Below are 16,939 nucleotides of genomic sequence, written 5' to 3'. Positions count from 1 at the left end.
CCATTAATAGAAATAGTTTGTTGTCCTGCATCGTTGTTCAAAAGGATATCCAAAATCACTATTGTCCAATACTGTTGATCGTTCATTCGGGAGGACTGTTTTTTCAGGAAAATCGGTACTGTCTCCACCCGGATACTGTTGACCAAGGCCCTATGTGTCCTTGGTGTGCGTTTTTTCATGGAAAAACAGGCCTCCCGAATGACTTGCTTGAGCACTTATTTTTTAATTTGCCAGGGATAATCTGAAATGGAAAATCTGATATTTTTTGCTGCTTGAGACTTCGGCGGGGTTATGAGAAAATTAATCGTTTTGGATGATTTATTTGAAAGGTTGTGGTGAGAAGATGTATTGGAGCAAAACGCTGCTGGTTACCCAAAAAGAGGTTCCAGCTGAAGCAGAGGTTGTGAGCCACAAGCTCATGGTCCGGGCCGGTTTGATTCGCAAATTGGCTGCCGGCTTATATAATTATCTGCCCCTGGGATGGCGGAGTGTTCGTAAAATTGAGCAGATTGTGCGTGAGGAAATGGACCGGGCCGGTGCGGTGGAAGTTCTCATGCCGATTCTTTCGCCGGCAGAATTATGGCAGGAGACCGGCCGCTGGGGGAAATATGGCGGGGAGTTGTTCCGCATTCAGGACCGGCATGAACGGGAATTTGCGCTGGGTCCCACCCATGAAGAAGTGATCACGGATTTGGTGCGTAAATCCGTCAGCTCCTATCGTCAGCTGCCGCTTAATCTTTATCAAATGCATACCAAATTTCGCGATGAGATCCGTCCGCGTTTTGGGGTGATGCGCTCGCGGGAATTTATCATGAAAGACGCTTATTCGTTTGATCGTGATGAAGCCGGTGCCGAGGCTGCTTATGCCAAAATGTTTGAGACTTATCAGCGCATTTTCAAACGCTGCGGCCTGCGCTTCAAAGCTGTGGAAGCCGACTCCGGTGCGATCGGCGGTGCTTTTTCGTCTGAATTTATGGTGTTGGCTGAGACAGGCGAAGAGGCGATCGCGACCTGTCCGCAATGCAGTTATGCCGCCAATGTTGAAAAAGCCACTGGCGCCATACCGGATACCAACACTCTGGAACCCCAGGGGGAACGTTCTTTGGTGGATACGCCGGGTAAACATACTGTGGAAGAGGTGGCGGCTTTTCTTAAAGTACCGGTTACCAAGCTGGCCAAGACCATGCTCTATCAGGCGGATGACAAACTGGTGGCCGTGCTTATCCGCGGTGACCGCGAAGTCAACGAAATCAAATTGGCCAATGCACTCAATACTGCAACATTGCAACTTGCCTCGCCGGAAAAGATCAAAGCGGTGACCGGAGCACCGGTTGGATTTGCCGGACCGTTTGATTTACAGGGTGTTGCTGAAATCGTGATGGATGATTCTTTGCAAGATGCAACCAACCTGGTGACCGGCGGCAATCGGGTTGATACCCATGCCGTGAATGTTAATCCGAAAAGAGATTTTCAATTTGCACGAATGCTGGATCTGCGCGTGGCTCAGGCCAAGGATCTCTGCCCCAAATGTAAGACCCCCATGACTCTGGAACGCGGGATTGAGGTGGGGCATGTTTTTAAATTGGGTACAAAATATTCTGAGGCGATGAAGGCTGGTTTTCTGGATGAAGCCGGCAAAGAACAACTCTGCGTGATGGGATGCTACGGCATCGGCGTTACGCGTATTGCGGCAGCTGCGATTGAGCAGAATCATGATGAAAATGGTATTATCTGGCCTATGCCGCTTGCACCCTATCAAGTCGCCCTGTTGCCGGTATCGCCCAAAGATCCTAAAGCCATGGAAATGGCCGAGGCGGTCTATACGGAACTCTGGCAGGCCGGCGTTGAAGCGTTGCTGGACGACCGCGATGAGCGGGCAGGCAGTAAGTTCAAGGATTGCGACTTGATCGGCATTCCCCTTCGCTTAACTTTTGGGAGAAGTGTTGCCGATAATAAGATAGAGCTGAAACGGCGCGACAATCAGGCGATTGAGATGGTGGACCGTGACCGCATTGTGGAGCGGATTCTGCAGCTGCGCAATGACATGATGGGTGAAATAATGGAATGAATATCGGGCTCGTAACAGATACTTTTTATCCCCGCATCAACGGGGTGGTTAAATCCATCCAGACCTTTACACGGGAATATCGTGCAAAAGGTCATCGGGTGGTTATTTTTGCGCCCGAATTTCCGGACTATGAGGAAACCGACAGCGATGTTTGGCGCTTTCCGTCCCGCTCTTCCGCCAACACGCCTGAGGACCGTATCATTAATCCTTTCCGGCCGTCATCCATGCGGCTTATTAGCAGGGCATCTAAACTCGAATTGGATGTTATGCATACGCATACACCGTTTGCTTTAGGCATTGCCATGTTGACCCGGGCCAAGCAAAAACGGATTCCTGTGGTGCATACCTATCACACACTTTTTGAAACCTATGTTCAACACTATGCCAAAAATATTCCCGAAGGGTTTGGACGTTATCTGGTCTATCGCGGCTCGCGTACATTTTGCAACCGGCATGATCATATTATCGCACCTTCACGGGCCATGGCCAGAGTTCTGAAAAAATATAAAATTAAAAAACCCATCAGCGTAATACCCAGTGGTATTGATCTCACACCGTTTAAGAAAAAAAACGGCCAGCGGATGCGTAAAAAATTGGGGTTTGCTAAAACAGATCCCATGCTGTTGACCATGGGGCGTGTGGCAGGCGAGAAGAACCTCTCGTTTTTACTTGATGTGATGCACTTGCTTAAGAAAAAACAACCCCGCGCCAAGTTGGTAATTGCAGGTGCGGGCCCGGGTTTGGGCGACCTGCAGACTGAGTGCAAATTGCGTAAGCTGGATAAGCGTGTGCTTTTTGTGGGTTATGTTCAGGGGCAGGACTGGGTGGATATGTATGCAGCTGCGGACCTGCATCTGCTGGCATCTGTGACCGAGACCCAGGGATTAACCCTGACCGAGGCCATGGCGGCCGGGACCCCCTGCGTCGCAGTGGCAGCCATGGGTGTGCGTGATGTGATGGCCGGCGGCGGTGGATTGATGACAGCTTTGGTCGCGAGTGACTTTACAAACGCCGTGCATCGGCTCTTGAAAGATGAAAAATTCTATAAGCAGAAAAAAGCTGAAGCCAAGGCGCTGGCCAAGGCCTGGTCGATAGAAAAAAAAGCCGAAGAGACATTGGCGGTTTATGAAAAAGTGATCCGGATGAAAAAGAAGAAATAAAAAATTATGGATTTGTATTTGTCTTTTAAAGATCTATCACGGAGCTGATGCGCTCTCCGCGAGAGCACATCAGCAGGATTATGGGTGCACAAGGTGCAGCCAATCTAAAACAAGGGGTGTCGAACTTATGCACATTGGAATTGCGACAGATACGTTTTTACCACGGGTCAACGGCGTGATGAAATCCATCATGACATTCACAGAACAGTTCCGGAGCATGGGACATAAAGTCACGATTTTTGCACCCCGATTTCCCGAAGCCAAGGTGGATGAAGAAGATCTCTGGCGTTTTCCTTCGTTTTATCTGTTTTTTAATCCTGAGGACCGGCTGCCCAACCCTTATGCCGGGGAATCGAAGCGTAAGCTCAAAGCGATTGCTGATTTGAAATTGGACATTATGCATACCCAGACACCCTTTACATTGGGCTATATGATGGCACGCCGTTGCGGCAAACTTAATATTCCTTTGGTACATACCTATCACACCATGTTTGAGGCTTACATGCCGCACTATTTTCCGATCTTGCCGCGTGTTTTTGATAAACCGTTTGTGGGTTGGTTTTCCCGGCGATGCTGTAATTTACATGATGCGGTGGTGGTGCCGTCCACCTCCATTGCAGAAGTGATGAAAGATTATAAAGTCAAACCGCCGGTCAAAGTCATCCCGACCGGGATTAATATTGAGCCGTTTCGCAATGTGGATGGTGCACGTATGCGCAAGAAATTGGGCTTTGCAGATGATGAGAAAATTCTTTTGAGCATGGGACGGGTGGCCGGTGAAAAAAATATCCCTTTCTTATTTGACGTACTCCAAAAGCTTGAGAGTCGTCAACCCCGCGCGCGATTGGTAATTGCCGGTCAGGGTCCGGCTTTGGAAAGCGTCAAAGCAGACTGTAAAAAGCGCAAGCTAGACGAAAAGGTGATGTTTATCGGACTGCTCAATCGCAAAGATTGGGCGGATCTTTATGCAGCGGCGGATTTACAGTTGCTGGCATCTGTGACCGAGACCCAGGGATTGGTGCTAACCGAAGCCATGGCAGCCGGGACCCCCTGCGTGGCAGTCGCGGCCATGGGTGTGCGCGATGTTATGGCAGCTGGAGGTGGGATCGCCGTCTCGCTCAATGTGGACGAATTCACGGATGCGGTTAACCGGCTTTTGACGGATGAAAAATTGTATCAGGAAAAACTAGTTGAAGCCAAAAAGCAGGCAACCGAATGGTCGGCCAGGAGCAAGGCCGAACAGATGCTGGCCAATTATGAAACCGTCATTGCGGCCAAAAAAGCCCAAGGCTGAATCGATCCATGAACGCGTCTGAGATCATTCTCTGGTCAGCCATTGCCATTGGCGTGGCCGCGGTTGCCACCTGGTTGATCAACAAACTGGTCGCTGTGGTCCGCAAGACCTTGCCGCAATGGACCTTGGCGCAAGCCAAAGAACGGTTTGCTAAAATTTATCCCACCAAGAACATCAATCAAGTACTCGCCATGTTCATCCAGCGGGACAAAGTGTTCTCCCGTATGGTTGATTTCCTTCCGATACAATGTATCGTTGCATTGATCGTGCTCTCTGCCGTGTGGGCCTGGCTCATCCCGGCTTCCCAGTCTTTTTGGACCCGCCTGGTGCAAAATGTGTTTATCTTCGAGGTTACCCTTTTGGCCATGGTGCCGGCTTTTCGCTCCCTGCGCAAAATGCAGCAAATGGTCATTGCGCGGGTACAGGAACTAGTGGGCCGCCTAGTGGGCCGCCACAATCCGGGACGTTGATTAGTATATTAGTATAGAAAATCAAAAAAAATAAATGAAAACCCGCCACTATCAGTTAAATACAATATACCAAAACAATTTTAAACTGGAATCCCCGGAGCCCTCCATCACGTCAGTGTCAAAGGTAGAGGAGCCGGAGAAAAAGTATTTCTTCATGATTGCCGGATACCTGAGAAGATGATGGCAGGTGTGCTATATTAATATACGAATCAACGTCCCGGGTTTTTGGCCGGAAAAAGGAGGTGATACCGAACCAAAGAAAACAAAATTTTGCTCGGGCTCGACAGCTGAGATATACTTTTTGGCAGATGAGCCGGCAATGCATCACGAAAGTAGTTGCACATGCGGCTTGAGGTCAAACTCGCTGAAATACTTAGGTTCTTGGAGTGAAAAAGGAATAGTGTTAGGTGATTAGGAAAAGTAATTTTCAATATGAATTTAAAAGTAAGGGCAGTAGATGAAATTGGCAAGTTGTTTGGACGATGTAACCAAGTATAAAGGAGAGTTGGCAATGAAAAAAATATTAAGTAGTATTTTAGTTTTGCTATTTTCAGCAAATATGAGTTTTGCAGGAGAAGCATTGGTTCTCAAAGACGAACAATATATTAAATATAGCGAAAAAACAAATCAATTAACTATTCAAGAAATACAAGAAGAAATCGAGGACTATAAAAAAGGGCGATTATGGAAAAATATTGTGGGGCTTACTACACTTAGTGCTGGCGGTATATTGACGGTTGTTAGTTTGGTTGGTGGAGAAAAAGGCTATTTTGGCCTGATGTTATTATTGGCATCCATTGGAATAACGGGGAATGGCGTTCTTTTTTTAGTCTTAGGCGCTAGTGATAGTAACAAAATTAAGATCTTAGAGAAAGAAAAACAGGAACTAGTACTATCTTTTGAACCACAGATTGATGCAAATTATTATGGTTTGGAATTTAAGCTGAAATTTTAAAATCGAGTTGTCGGTGCGGGGTTTAAGTGAATAGAGTTGCTAATGTATATTTTAATACTCTAACAGAATTTTATGCTATTAGGGAAATTACCCCGGCACCTTGCACATAGGGAGCAGGGGGACTTTGCCCCCGGAGCTTTCTATTATGTCAGTGCCAAAGGGAGAGGATCCGGAAAAAAGTTTTTCGTGATTTGCCAAATGTCTGAGAAGATGGTGCCAGACGTGCTATATTAATATACTAATCAACGTCCCGGGTTCTAACGTCCCGGGTTCTTTACGGAAAAACCAAATAATAAATTATTCGCTGATTGTTCTTCTTGCTTTTAACTTGCCATCCGAAAATATGTTTGTCACAATAATGCAGGATTTCATTAATGGGGGGGGCACTATGCGAGCCAGGAAACTGTTTTTGAAAACAGCGGTTTTATTCAGTCTTGTGCTTCTCATGCAATGCCAAAACGCTCTGGCAGCCACCTACAATGTCGTCACGCCAGTGGCCAGTGTTTCAGTGCCTGGTTCTTTGCCGTGGTGTATTGCGCAGGCCAATCTGACGACCGCTCCGGATATCATCCAATTCGTGCATGCGCAATCCCTGGATCCGGCCGCCAATTCAATTACTGTTCATAGTACGTTACTCATTGTTTATCCAGCATATATCCATGGCAACCAGATAAAGGTGGGCGCTGAAAATCTTGGTCCGCAAATCTGTTTTCAACTGAATGCCGGGGCGACGGGAAGCACGATTACCGGCCTGGCTATTGTGGACAGTAGTTACGGTATTCGTATTCAAAGCAACTCAAATTGCCATATGATTTATGGGAACCGGATTGGCACGGATTGGGCGGACACCACGGGCTTGGGAAATTACTATGGGATATATATCATGGGTAATTACAACAGCCTGGGTGGAAATAATGCGAGTACGCGTAATATCATTTCCGACAATACCAATGGCGGTGTTTGGCTCAACACCGGCAGTTCGCATAATGTTATTACCGGAAATTATATTGGACTCAATAATGCGGGCAGCGCGGGGTTGGGAGCGCAAAGTTTTGGTATTTGTATATATGCCGGCCGGGAAAACTTGATTGGCGGTGATCGGAGCGCGGGATTGGGTAATATTGTATCAGGCCATTCCCAATACGGTATTGTTTTTGAAGATGCTGAAGCCTCCGGCAATACGGTGGCCGGGAACATTGTAGGGCTGAATCTTGCGATGGATACCGCCGTGCCAAACAACCGGGGTATTGCGGGCGTATCCTTGGAGGGGAACGCTATCGGACTGTCCCTGGCAAATTACGAAAACATTGTGGCAGGCAATACCTCATACAACATTAATTTCTGGGAGGCTGCCGGCACCAGACCGCAAAATAATATCATTCAGAATAATTATATTGGCACCAATCCCTCCAGTGCCTCTTTCACCAATGGAGATGGTATTTATCTAAACGATTCCGACCACACACTTATTGGAGGCAATCGCGATAATTTGGAAGGCAATATCATATCCGGCAATGGCGCAAACGGTGGAATCTACTTGATCGGGAATGGCAATTCCATTTGCGGTAATTATATTGGCACGAATGTGACCGGCACTTCCGCTTTGCAGAATAACACGGGTATTGTAATTAGCGGTTCCGGCAACCTGATTGGCGGCCGCAATGATGCGGGCACCTATGGGAATGTAATTTCCGGGAATCAATTCAATGGAATATTCCTGAGCTCGGGCGCGGGCAATACCATTGCGGGAAACACAATCGGACTCAATGCCAATGGAGACGCTCCCATAGCCAATCAGAATGGCGGAATATTTATTAATTTCGGCGCAGGGCCGTGTTTGTTTGGCGGGTATAATTCGAATTATAGGAATATCATTTCCGGGAATAATGGTGATGGCATATTCATGAGCGGCGGTGTGGGGCACGTTATTGCCGGAAATTATATTGGGTGTAATGCGGGGGGGACCGCGCCTTTGCTCAATGGGTCCGGAAGCATTGTTCTTTTCAACAGTTTTCAGAATATGATCCAAGGTAATTACAATATACAAGAAATTAATTTGCAAAATACGGGTACGTTTGGCAATACCCTGGTGGGCAATGTGATCGGCGTGTTTCCGGATCAATCTCCGGTCGTGGGTTTGGTAGCCGGGATCAACCTATTCACCGGTGCGCACGGGAATATGATTGGCAACAAAGCAACCGGCGTGGGTAACTTGATTGCCAATGCCAATGACGGGATTGTGGTGAGTGGCGCCGCAACTATTGACAATGGGATTTTTGGGAACACGATTGTTGCTTTTGTAAATAAAGGCATTTATCTGGTCAGCAGTGGAAACGGAAATTATGACATACCTGTGGTCGGATTGGCCGACACAGTTGCCGGGATTACCGGTACAGCTCAAGCTGGAGATTATGTGGAAATATTTGCGGCGGAAAATACACCCGGCGGATACGGGGGCAGTACCCGCTACCTGGGGAATGCTACTGCCAACGGATCCGGTTTGTGGAGTCTGGCTGCCGGAGGCTATATCGTGGGCGAGTATATTTGCGCGACGGCAACCGATGTGCTTAATAATACCTCTGAATTTTCCTTGAACCTACAAGCCACTTCTCCGCCCGGCACTCCCACGCATACACCTACGATTACACCAACTACTATACCAACCTTTACCCATTCGCCGACCATAACCGCGACCCCGACTATTTCGGCAACTTCGACGATTTCAACCACCTATACAGTGACCGGAACCATTACTCCCACTAGTACAGTCACACCCACGTATACTTCCACCCCTACGTCAAGTTGTACGCCCACCAATGTCCTGGCCCAGGTGGATTTGCAGGGCGGCTTTGTGCTGCCGTATCCGAACCCCGCCAATGCGGAAATGAAGTTTGTCGTCCATTTGGACGCGGCGGCTGAGATCACATTGGAAATATACAATTTCTCCGGAGAGCGCATCGCTTCGGTGGGATCCGCGCTTTCAGCCGGCCGGGGACAGACGCTGGTCTGGGACTGTTCGGATATTGCTGCCGGCGTGTACCTGTTGCGGGTGCTCAAAGACGGGAAGTTGCTGGAAACCCGGAGAATCGCGGTGGTGCATTAGGCACCGGGATTCACGCCCTTGCCCTACGTCCCCTTTAAATTTCACTGAAATATAATTCAGGCACGCCGTTAATAGCGTAATAGTGAGGGGATCCGTGGATCCGGGACGTTTGGATCCGGGACGTTGATTAGTATATCAGTATAGAAAATCAAAAAAAATAAATGAAAACCCGCTACTATCAGTTAAATACAATATGCCAAGACAATTTTGAACTGGAATCCCAGGAGCCTTCTATTACGTCAGTGCCAAAGGGAGAGGAGCCGGAAAAAGCTGTTTTTGATTTGCTGGATACCTGAGAAGATGGTGCCAGACGTGCTATATTAATATACTAATCAACGTCCCGGGTTCTACTAATCAACGTCCCGGGTTCTAATCAACGTCCCGGGTTCCATTGATGAAGATTCGTAATGCTCCTGTAGTTTACATCATTAAAATCTCAAAATAATTTTTCCTTCGTAGTCTTCGTTAATTCAGTGATTGATTCTTTTTTTATTTTTTCTGCATGGATTTCTGAAATAATCAGTCCAATATGATGATACCGCAATCCAAAGGGGAATTCATATGGCAAAACACACCTTGACAAAGGTTAACATGCAAGTTAACATAGAAAATAAGCCGGTTCGGTCTGTGGGTTTTTACCGATTCAAGAATCATTGTCCGGTTGAGGATTTTCTGGAGACTCTTCCGGCAAAAACAGCAAAGAAAGTCGTCTGGGTATTGAATCTTATTGAAGATTTACCGGTTATTCCCAGGCAGTATTTCAAGAAGCTCACTGCAACGAAGGGTATTTGGGAGTGCAGGATAAAAGTCGGGAATAACATCTACAGGGTGTTTGCTTTTTGGGACCGTAATAATGTTATTCTCACGCATGGCATTATGAAGAAGACACAAAAATTATCAAAACAAGAGATTCACAGGGCAGAGAAAATGAAGCAGGAATATTTTAAGGAAAAGAGATGATGGCCATGAGTGATTTACAAAAATATACCTCCAAACGCAAAAAAAGGGATAAAAGTTTTGCTTTGAATTATGAAAGCGGCTATCAGGAATTCAAAATCGGGGTCATTCTGAAAATGGCGCGGGAACAAGCCGGGTTGTCCCAGGATGAGCTTGCCAAGAAATTGCACACGCAAAAGACAGCAATATCCAGAATTGAGAATCACGCGGAAGACATCAAGCTCTCGACTCTGGAAAAAGTTGCTTTGGCACTGGGAAAGAAATTACAGGTGAGGATTGTTTAGATTGCTGATTGGCGACCGTATTTCTGGTAAATACCGTCATACTATTTGAGGAACGACTATGGCAAAGCTGCTGGCAGATGCGCTTCTGATAATGCATTTTCTATGGGTTGTGTTTATGGTGACGGGTTTTCTCCTGGCAGTGGTGCTGCGCAGTCCGGTATTGCGCGTGGTGCATGCTGTGGGGCTATTCTCTTACTTGGTGTTGGCAGTGTTGGGGTTTTATTGCCCATTGACCTATGGCGAGGAATACTTCCGGCAAGCTGCGACACCGGGCTTTTCTTACCAGGAATCTTTTCTGGCTACATGGGTGGAACGGATTATTTATGTTGAGAACTGGGGGGCGCCTTTATGGATTTTCCGTCTTTCGGCCGGCCTCTATTTCATCGTGTGCCTGACCTCTTTTTGGTGGCTGCCATTACGGCGGCACCGCAGGTAAGGGTGCCAGGCCTGGCTTCTAGACTCTTTATTGGTTCCCATGGAACGTGGAACGGGACGTAACTGTGGAACGGGACGTAAACCTGATAACTGTTTAACTTTATTAAAAAAAAGTGCAAGGATTTCCCAAAGTGTTGGTCAAAAGATATATGGCCAGAAAAGGGAGACTCCATATACCAGGTGGCATCTATCACATCATCATCCGCGGCATCGAACGCAGGTTTTTGTTTCACGATAAGAAAGACCGGATTCGATTTTCAAGATGTTTCAGTATGTGTCTGGAAAAAACCAAGGTCAATTGTTATGCCCGGGTATTGATGACCACTCATGCCCGTTTTTTGCTGTCTCCGGCGCAAAAATTATTTATATGTGTGACAAGAAGCAGTGCAAGCATTTTGATTCAAAAGGGTGAAAGCTTGATATTTGGTGATGAGGTTAAACAAGTTATCAGGAGTGCGTCCCATCCCCGGATTTGATGAGGCGAAAATAATGCATTTGTGAAATGATTTATAAAAATATAAAATAAATGCAATAAAATGAATGGATAATTTGTCTAATAAAGAAGTAGGATGACAGTGATCCGGGCACTCGGCAGGTTTGTTAAATTCTGGGAAAAGGACAAACATATGATAAAAGGAACTGTAAGAAAAATGATGGTAATCGTTTTTAGTGTTGTTGTTTTATTGCTATCTGCATCGATTGCGATGGCGGCGAATCGACTTATTCTCGTTGCACCGGGTGAATCTTTTTTACATGGTACAGGATGGGTAGATGCTGTGCCAAATTCCCAAGTTGCGGGGGTTGCTTTTGATGTGGAAATAGGCTCGATTGATGATTCGAGTTGGAATTATATCACAACGTATGCCTTGGTGACAATGACAGCAACCAGTTCGGCCACCTTCAATCCGGCATCAGGCGCGCAAAATTTGGAGCAGGATACGCCGGTTTCCAATTGCCGGTATACGCCTTTTGTGACAACACTTTTACCCGCAGCGACGTCTGATGTGACCATTTCCACAGGCACCAATAATCCGAGCGGTATTCAAACGGGACAAAAAATAATTCATATTTATTATATGGACAAGTTTTTTTATGATCTGCCGGTATCATGGGATGTAGGGGAAGTGAATTATGTGACAGTTACCGCCAGAGACAATAATAATGATCCTGTATTGCCGTTTGACGGGACGGTGTCATTTCGCGCATTGAATGGAGGTATTAATGGGTCCGATTCCGGGGTTTTGGACACGGTTTCCTTTACCAATGGTGTGGCTTATCCGCGCATTCAATTATTTTATGCCGGAAGCGGCATTCAACTGGAGGCAAGCACGATTTCGCCTGATCCCGGAACGATTGTAACATCCACATCGGGATCGATTACTGTAAATACCGGCCCGGCTGGGCAGTTTCTCATTGTTGGCCCCGGGCAATCTATTCAGCAGGGTGAAACTGGGGGAGATGGCGTTGATGGCAGTATGGATATTCAGACCGCCGGAGTCCCCTTTCGGGTGACCATCTATGCCTGCGACCAGTACTGGAATCTTATCACGCCTTCGACCACGATTGCTTTGGGTGCAACTGATTTGGGCTTTGGCGGCTCGATTATGCAGGTGAATGGAACACTCGGGTTTTTAACGAGCGGTGTTGCTTATTTTGATGTTGATTTACGGCGTGTACTCGCAGGCAGTCAGACGCTTACTGTGGCTGGTGGTCTGACCACGGATGAGGAAACAGTCCCTCTCGATAATGCGACACATGCATCCTTTGGATTTAACACAATTGCATCACCGCAGTATGCGGGTACGGGTTTTTCCTTGGTTGTAACAGCCTATGATGTCTATGGTAATACCTGTACATCGACCGGTAGTGTTGCAGGAACGGTGAATTTGGTTGCCAATTCAAGCAGTGATTTTGATGCCAGCGCTTATGCTCCCGGTTCAATCAGTGGCTCTCAATTTGATGGGGATGGTAATTGGACGGGGACCTATACCATCTACCGTACCGGATTTACCATTGGAATCAGAGCGGACAATGGTGCAACTGATGATGATTCAGGGACATTCAATGTTGAAGCGAGCCAGACGACTTCGCTTTACCGTTATATCGTTATTATGCCGGGTCAGACGTATCATCCCGGAGAAAACCAAGGTGATGGTTTTGGCCGTTCTGCTGCACCCACTGATATGACAGTGGGAGATATGGTATCCGTAATAGTGTATGCAACCGATCTTTATGGAAATCAGCTGACAAGCGGCGTTTATTCGACCGGTGATATTAATAATAGTCTGGAAAGAATTGATGCCGGTGCCACCGTACCGTCTACAGCAGCTTTGTCGAACGGCAGAACGGTATTTAGCATCGTATTAACCACTGCCTACAGCGGATCAAACCAACAACAATTACAGTGCACAGGTGCGGCCCCGATCCCGGGACAATCGAATTATTTTAATGTTTTGGCGACCTCGTTGGATCACTTCACAGTTGGGAATATTGGCGGGACGCAGACGGCAGGCTCGGCTTTCAATGTCAATATCTCAGCTCGTGATGAATATGAAAATATTGTTACATCCTTTACCGGTCCGGTGTATGTGACCTGTCCTGATTTGGATTATCATAATCCTGAACAATCGGTATTATCCGTACCGACCTACGGGACCGCGACAGGTGTGACCTGGACAGTCAGTTCGGGGTTTTCAAGTGGTGTCTGGTCGCATAATATGCTGGTTTATCGTGCCGGTACGGATGTTGAAATTTCAGTATCACAAAATGTTAATGGTACGGGAGTCATCGGAACTAGCGCATCCTTTGATGTCAATGCAAACACACACCAAAAAGTGTTCATGATTGTGCCTGGTTTAGAATATCGACCCGGCGTGGGCGGCGGTGATGGCAATTCTTTGGGTGGTTATTACGGGACTCCGAATGCACAGGAGATCGGGACACCTTTTTATGTGACGGTTTATGCGACAGATGACTGGTGGAATCCGGTTTTTTCGAGCGGGTCTTTTACAATGACCACGGTTCCGGATACTTCGAATATTCACAATACGGACTGGGAGTTCAATTTAGGTAATACCGTGGTTGCTGTAGTACTCAATGGAAGCGAGACCTATCGTTTGACAGCTGATTATGATACCACCGGAATTGATGATTATACGACGCCCTATTATTTCGATACAACAAGTCTGAACCGTTTTATGCTAACCGGTTTTGGTGGTGCGGTCCTCCCGGACAGCCTGACTGCCGGTGTGCCGTTTGACCTCTCGATCACAGCTTATGCTGATGCAGGATCAACCATTGCGTCAACATTCAATGGACAGACAAATTTGGTTACATCGGCGGATTATGCAGAACCCTACCGGGTGATTAGTCCTCAGCAGATTATTTTCACGAATGGCATCTGGTATGGACAAGCAACTGTTTTTCGCGCGTATACGAATGTTAATATTCAATGTCAGCTAGGAAGTGTTCCCTCCGTTGTTAGTGTAAATCCCACAGTGTATCACAATGCAGCCAATCGTATGTTGGCTTTGGCAACCGGGATGACACCCAAACCGGGTATTGCACCCAATGTCTATCCGCCGGGAGGTTTCCCGGGTTATGAGGGAAATCCCGAAATTCATGAGGCGGGTGTTTCTTATGACCTGAAAATTTATGTTTGCGATGAATATTATAATGTGGTGACGCATACTGCCTCGGGTGGAACAGATCAAATTCAGATTTCTTCATCAGATCCGTATCCGGCAACAATGGGGACGATGTTAGGAGCTGGTCAAAATTTACCGCAGACCGTCAATGTGGGTGCATTTGGGGTTAATTCACCCCAGGATCCGGGATATCCTTATGGTGGATACCGGACAACTGATTTTGTGCTTTATACTGTTGGCATTAATGGCTATCAGACATTGACGGTGGCCAATCTGGATAATGGCAGTGTGGCATCCTTTACATTGGGTGGCGGCGGTAATCCCCCGATCAATGTACGGCACAATGATCAAATTAGACAGTTCCAGGTGGATATTGATACCTCGCCAAAAACAGCCGGTGTGGCTTTTTCGGCAACCGTGACTGCCCAAGATGGGTATGGCAACACCATGGACAACCGCAATACAGCGACGGCCTTTCCAGCGTCGAATAATGTCAATTTAAGTTCGGGCTCAGGGACCAATACATTATATCCAACTGTTATTCAGTTACCTGGCGGGACGTACGGTGGCGTTGGTTATCCCGATTTGACATTGTACAAGGAATATATCGGCAACAGTGTTGCGGCGACATTCAGTGATGTCGAGGGGACCCATGGCGGAACTTCATCTGCATCCAATGTTAATGCCAATAGTTTCACGCGATTGATACCCATCGTTCCTTCCATGGATATCAATGGCGGCGGTGTTTATAGCACACCGAGTCCGGGTGCCGGATTTGTCGGGTATTCAGGATCACCGGGAACACAAAACTCAGGTTCTTCGATTAGCTCGTTTAGGGTCTATGCCTGCGATGCATACGGCAATGTGGCTGAAGGACCAGTGGACTGGGTTTATGTGAAAACGACTGATCGATTTGCATCCATCCCCACGCCGGTTCAAATTAACTTAATTAGCGGTTATGCTGAGTTTAGCGGTTCACAGGCATTTGCTTTCCATCAGGCGGCTGATCCGGACATAGGAGATACGCCGTTCTCCATTACTGCTTATGATGTCATTGAGACTACCCAATCGCTGACCCGTGCCAATGGTTCAACATTGGATGCGTTGGGAACTACGAATGTTATTGATATTATCAAGGTGCATGATGGCAGTGCTGTCTATGTGAAAAACTGGGATTATCAGCAAAATGGTGATTCCATCGAGTGGCTGGGAAGAGATGCGCCTGCAGGTGGTGCGGGTTTTACTGCGCATTGGGTTTATTCCAATCCGGCCGGTATTTCGACCGGTACCACACCGGGTATTTATGTTAATCCGGCGTCAGTGTACGGCTTGGTCACGGTGGCACCCGGACAGATATTGGTGGAAGGCAGCGGCAATTCCCTTATGGCCAGCGGTATCGGCGGTGTTACATCAGGCGGTTGGTACAGTGGTGTAACCTTGACCGAGCCGTCCGGTGATGTGGAAAATTCTCTGCTGGCAGATCCGGAAATTTCCGGTGCCGCTTTTGGCGTGACTGTTTATCCGGTTGATCGTTTTGGTAATCAGGTAGAGAGTATTGTGGATAATTTTGAAGTGCGGACAAATTCTGAAAGTGATCCGCAGGGGATTCCGAATGTTTCCTCGCCCATTGTAAGCGTATTGGTGCTGGACGCTTTTAATTATGCTTCCGCATGGGTGGAAGCAACCTTGTATACCCTGGGCCAATTGACCATCTATCCCTGGGATACCACCAATGGTACATTAAATCATAATCAGGAATCCCGTTCAGATGTTCAGATTGTTTCCTATGGTCAGACCTATTTCAAAGTATGGGTCAATGGGGTTGAACAGCCTGGTCCAATAACGGTGGATGCGGCGCCCAATACATTTTCGGTGAGAGTGGAAGTGCGTGATGATACATCGCACCAAATAGTAGCAACTGCCAACACAACTTTTGTTATGGATGCGGTTACAAATATGGCGACAAATGATCCTGGGTCAGGAACATTAAATCTGACAGTTGGGCAGACAATCAATGGTGTATTGGAAACGTCCAATCAGCACTATGATGTGGGAGAAACGATTTACCTTCGTGTGCGTGAAGCATCGGGCGGTGACCGTCCAACGTATGCTTATTCTGCGGAAATAAGTGTGAACACTCCGGTTGCAACACCGACTTCAACAGCAACGCCGACGCCGACATTGAATAGCACAGTCACGGTAACACCTGAAGTAATCACATCGACACCTACTTGCACTATTACCGCAACGCCGACCTCGACTCCATTTATACAGGAAGGTCAAGTGATGGCATATCCCAATCCTGCCAGAGGTAAAATGTATTTCGCTTATACAGTTGTCGGCGAAGTAAAGGCAACTATACAGATATTTAATCTACTCGGGGAGCGTGTTGCCCGTATTGAAGAAAGTTCGGATGGTGGGGGCGGCCGGACGGTATCAACAGTCTGGGCAGCACAGGATGTTGCGCCAGGCATTTATTTTTGCATAATCAAAGTAACCGATATGCATGGGAAGATTATCCTTGAGCAGAAAAAGAAGGTGGCCTTAGTTCGTTAAAAAGTCAATC

The 16,939-nt window shown here is 47.1% G+C and carries 10 protein-coding genes; all 10 read left to right on the top strand.

The annotated features are described in order from the left end of the window. Positions 1-343: 343 nt before the first annotated feature. The 10 genes from K8S19_05675 (at position 344) to K8S19_05630 (ending at position 16,929) form a co-directional block, all read left to right on the top strand. The gene (locus tag K8S19_05675) at positions 344-2,068 is read left to right on the top strand and encodes a proline--tRNA ligase (GenBank protein ID MCD4813164.1); all 1,725 of its coding nucleotides are present in this window, start codon (positions 344-346) and stop codon (positions 2,066-2,068) included. Then, positions 2,065-3,228, top strand: coding sequence for a glycosyltransferase (locus K8S19_05670; protein ID MCD4813163.1), 1,164 nt, complete (start codon positions 2,065-2,067; stop codon positions 3,226-3,228). The genes K8S19_05675 and K8S19_05670 overlap by 4 nt, the downstream gene beginning before the upstream one ends. Positions 3,229-3,355: 127 nt before the next feature. Then, positions 3,356-4,522, top strand: coding sequence for a glycosyltransferase (locus K8S19_05665; protein ID MCD4813162.1), 1,167 nt, complete (start codon positions 3,356-3,358; stop codon positions 4,520-4,522). A gap of 8 nt (positions 4,523-4,530) precedes the next feature. After that, positions 4,531-4,992 (top strand): hypothetical protein, encoded by a 462-nt coding sequence (locus tag K8S19_05660; GenBank protein MCD4813161.1) that lies wholly within the window; start codon positions 4,531-4,533, stop codon positions 4,990-4,992. A 511-nt stretch (positions 4,993-5,503) separates the two neighbouring features. Beyond that, positions 5,504-5,947 carry a hypothetical protein gene (locus K8S19_05655; GenBank protein MCD4813160.1) on the top strand — a complete coding sequence of 148 codons (444 nt, stop codon included), beginning with the start codon at positions 5,504-5,506 and terminating at the stop codon, positions 5,945-5,947. A 388-nt stretch (positions 5,948-6,335) separates the two neighbouring features. Further along, entirely contained in the window at positions 6,336-9,050 is a 2,715-nt protein-coding gene (locus K8S19_05650; GenBank protein ID MCD4813159.1) for a right-handed parallel beta-helix repeat-containing protein, read from the top strand. A 591-nt stretch (positions 9,051-9,641) separates the two neighbouring features. After that, positions 9,642-10,010, top strand: coding sequence for a type II toxin-antitoxin system RelE/ParE family toxin (locus K8S19_05645; protein ID MCD4813158.1), 369 nt, complete (start codon positions 9,642-9,644; stop codon positions 10,008-10,010). Between the two features lie 5 nt (positions 10,011-10,015). Continuing rightward, the gene (locus tag K8S19_05640; GenBank protein MCD4813157.1) at positions 10,016-10,291 is read left to right on the top strand and encodes a helix-turn-helix domain-containing protein; all 276 of its coding nucleotides are present in this window, start codon (positions 10,016-10,018) and stop codon (positions 10,289-10,291) included. A 58-nt stretch (positions 10,292-10,349) separates the two neighbouring features. Next, positions 10,350-10,727: a DUF2784 domain-containing protein gene (locus K8S19_05635; protein MCD4813156.1), complete on the top strand. Its 378-nt coding sequence runs from the start codon at positions 10,350-10,352 to the stop codon at positions 10,725-10,727. Between the two features lie 625 nt (positions 10,728-11,352). Next, the gene (locus K8S19_05630; GenBank protein MCD4813155.1) at positions 11,353-16,929 is read left to right on the top strand and encodes a DUF4815 domain-containing protein; all 5,577 of its coding nucleotides are present in this window, start codon (positions 11,353-11,355) and stop codon (positions 16,927-16,929) included. Positions 16,930-16,939 lie beyond the last annotated feature (10 nt).

This window comes from bacterium (assembly GCA_021108215.1).
Classification (GTDB): Bacteria; Oederibacteriota; JAAXVQ01; order JAAXVQ01; family JAUVAV01; genus JAIORK01.
Note: the sequence above shows the minus strand (reverse complement) of the source record. Positions and strands in the feature narration are given on the sequence as shown.

Bases quoted from the DNA above. Each gene is read 5' to 3' on its own strand.
- K8S19_05675 (MCD4813164.1), top strand. From the start codon at position 344: ATGTATTGGAGCAAAACGCTGCTGGTTACCCAAAAAGAGGTTCCAGCT.
- K8S19_05660 (MCD4813161.1), top strand. From the start codon at position 4,531: ATGAACGCGTCTGAGATCATTCTCTGGTCAGCCATTGCCATTGGCGTG.
- K8S19_05670 (MCD4813163.1), top strand. From the start codon at position 2,065: ATGAATATCGGGCTCGTAACAGATACTTTTTATCCCCGCATCAACGGG.
- K8S19_05630 (MCD4813155.1), top strand. From the start codon at position 11,353: ATGATAAAAGGAACTGTAAGAAAAATGATGGTAATCGTTTTTAGTGTT.
- K8S19_05655 (MCD4813160.1), top strand. From the start codon at position 5,504: ATGAAAAAAATATTAAGTAGTATTTTAGTTTTGCTATTTTCAGCAAAT.
- K8S19_05650 (MCD4813159.1), top strand. From the start codon at position 6,336: ATGCGAGCCAGGAAACTGTTTTTGAAAACAGCGGTTTTATTCAGTCTT.
- K8S19_05665 (MCD4813162.1), top strand. From the start codon at position 3,356: ATGCACATTGGAATTGCGACAGATACGTTTTTACCACGGGTCAACGGC.
- K8S19_05645 (MCD4813158.1), top strand. From the start codon at position 9,642: ATGCAAGTTAACATAGAAAATAAGCCGGTTCGGTCTGTGGGTTTTTAC.
- K8S19_05635 (MCD4813156.1), top strand. From the start codon at position 10,350: ATGGCAAAGCTGCTGGCAGATGCGCTTCTGATAATGCATTTTCTATGG.
- K8S19_05640 (MCD4813157.1), top strand. From the start codon at position 10,016: ATGAGTGATTTACAAAAATATACCTCCAAACGCAAAAAAAGGGATAAA.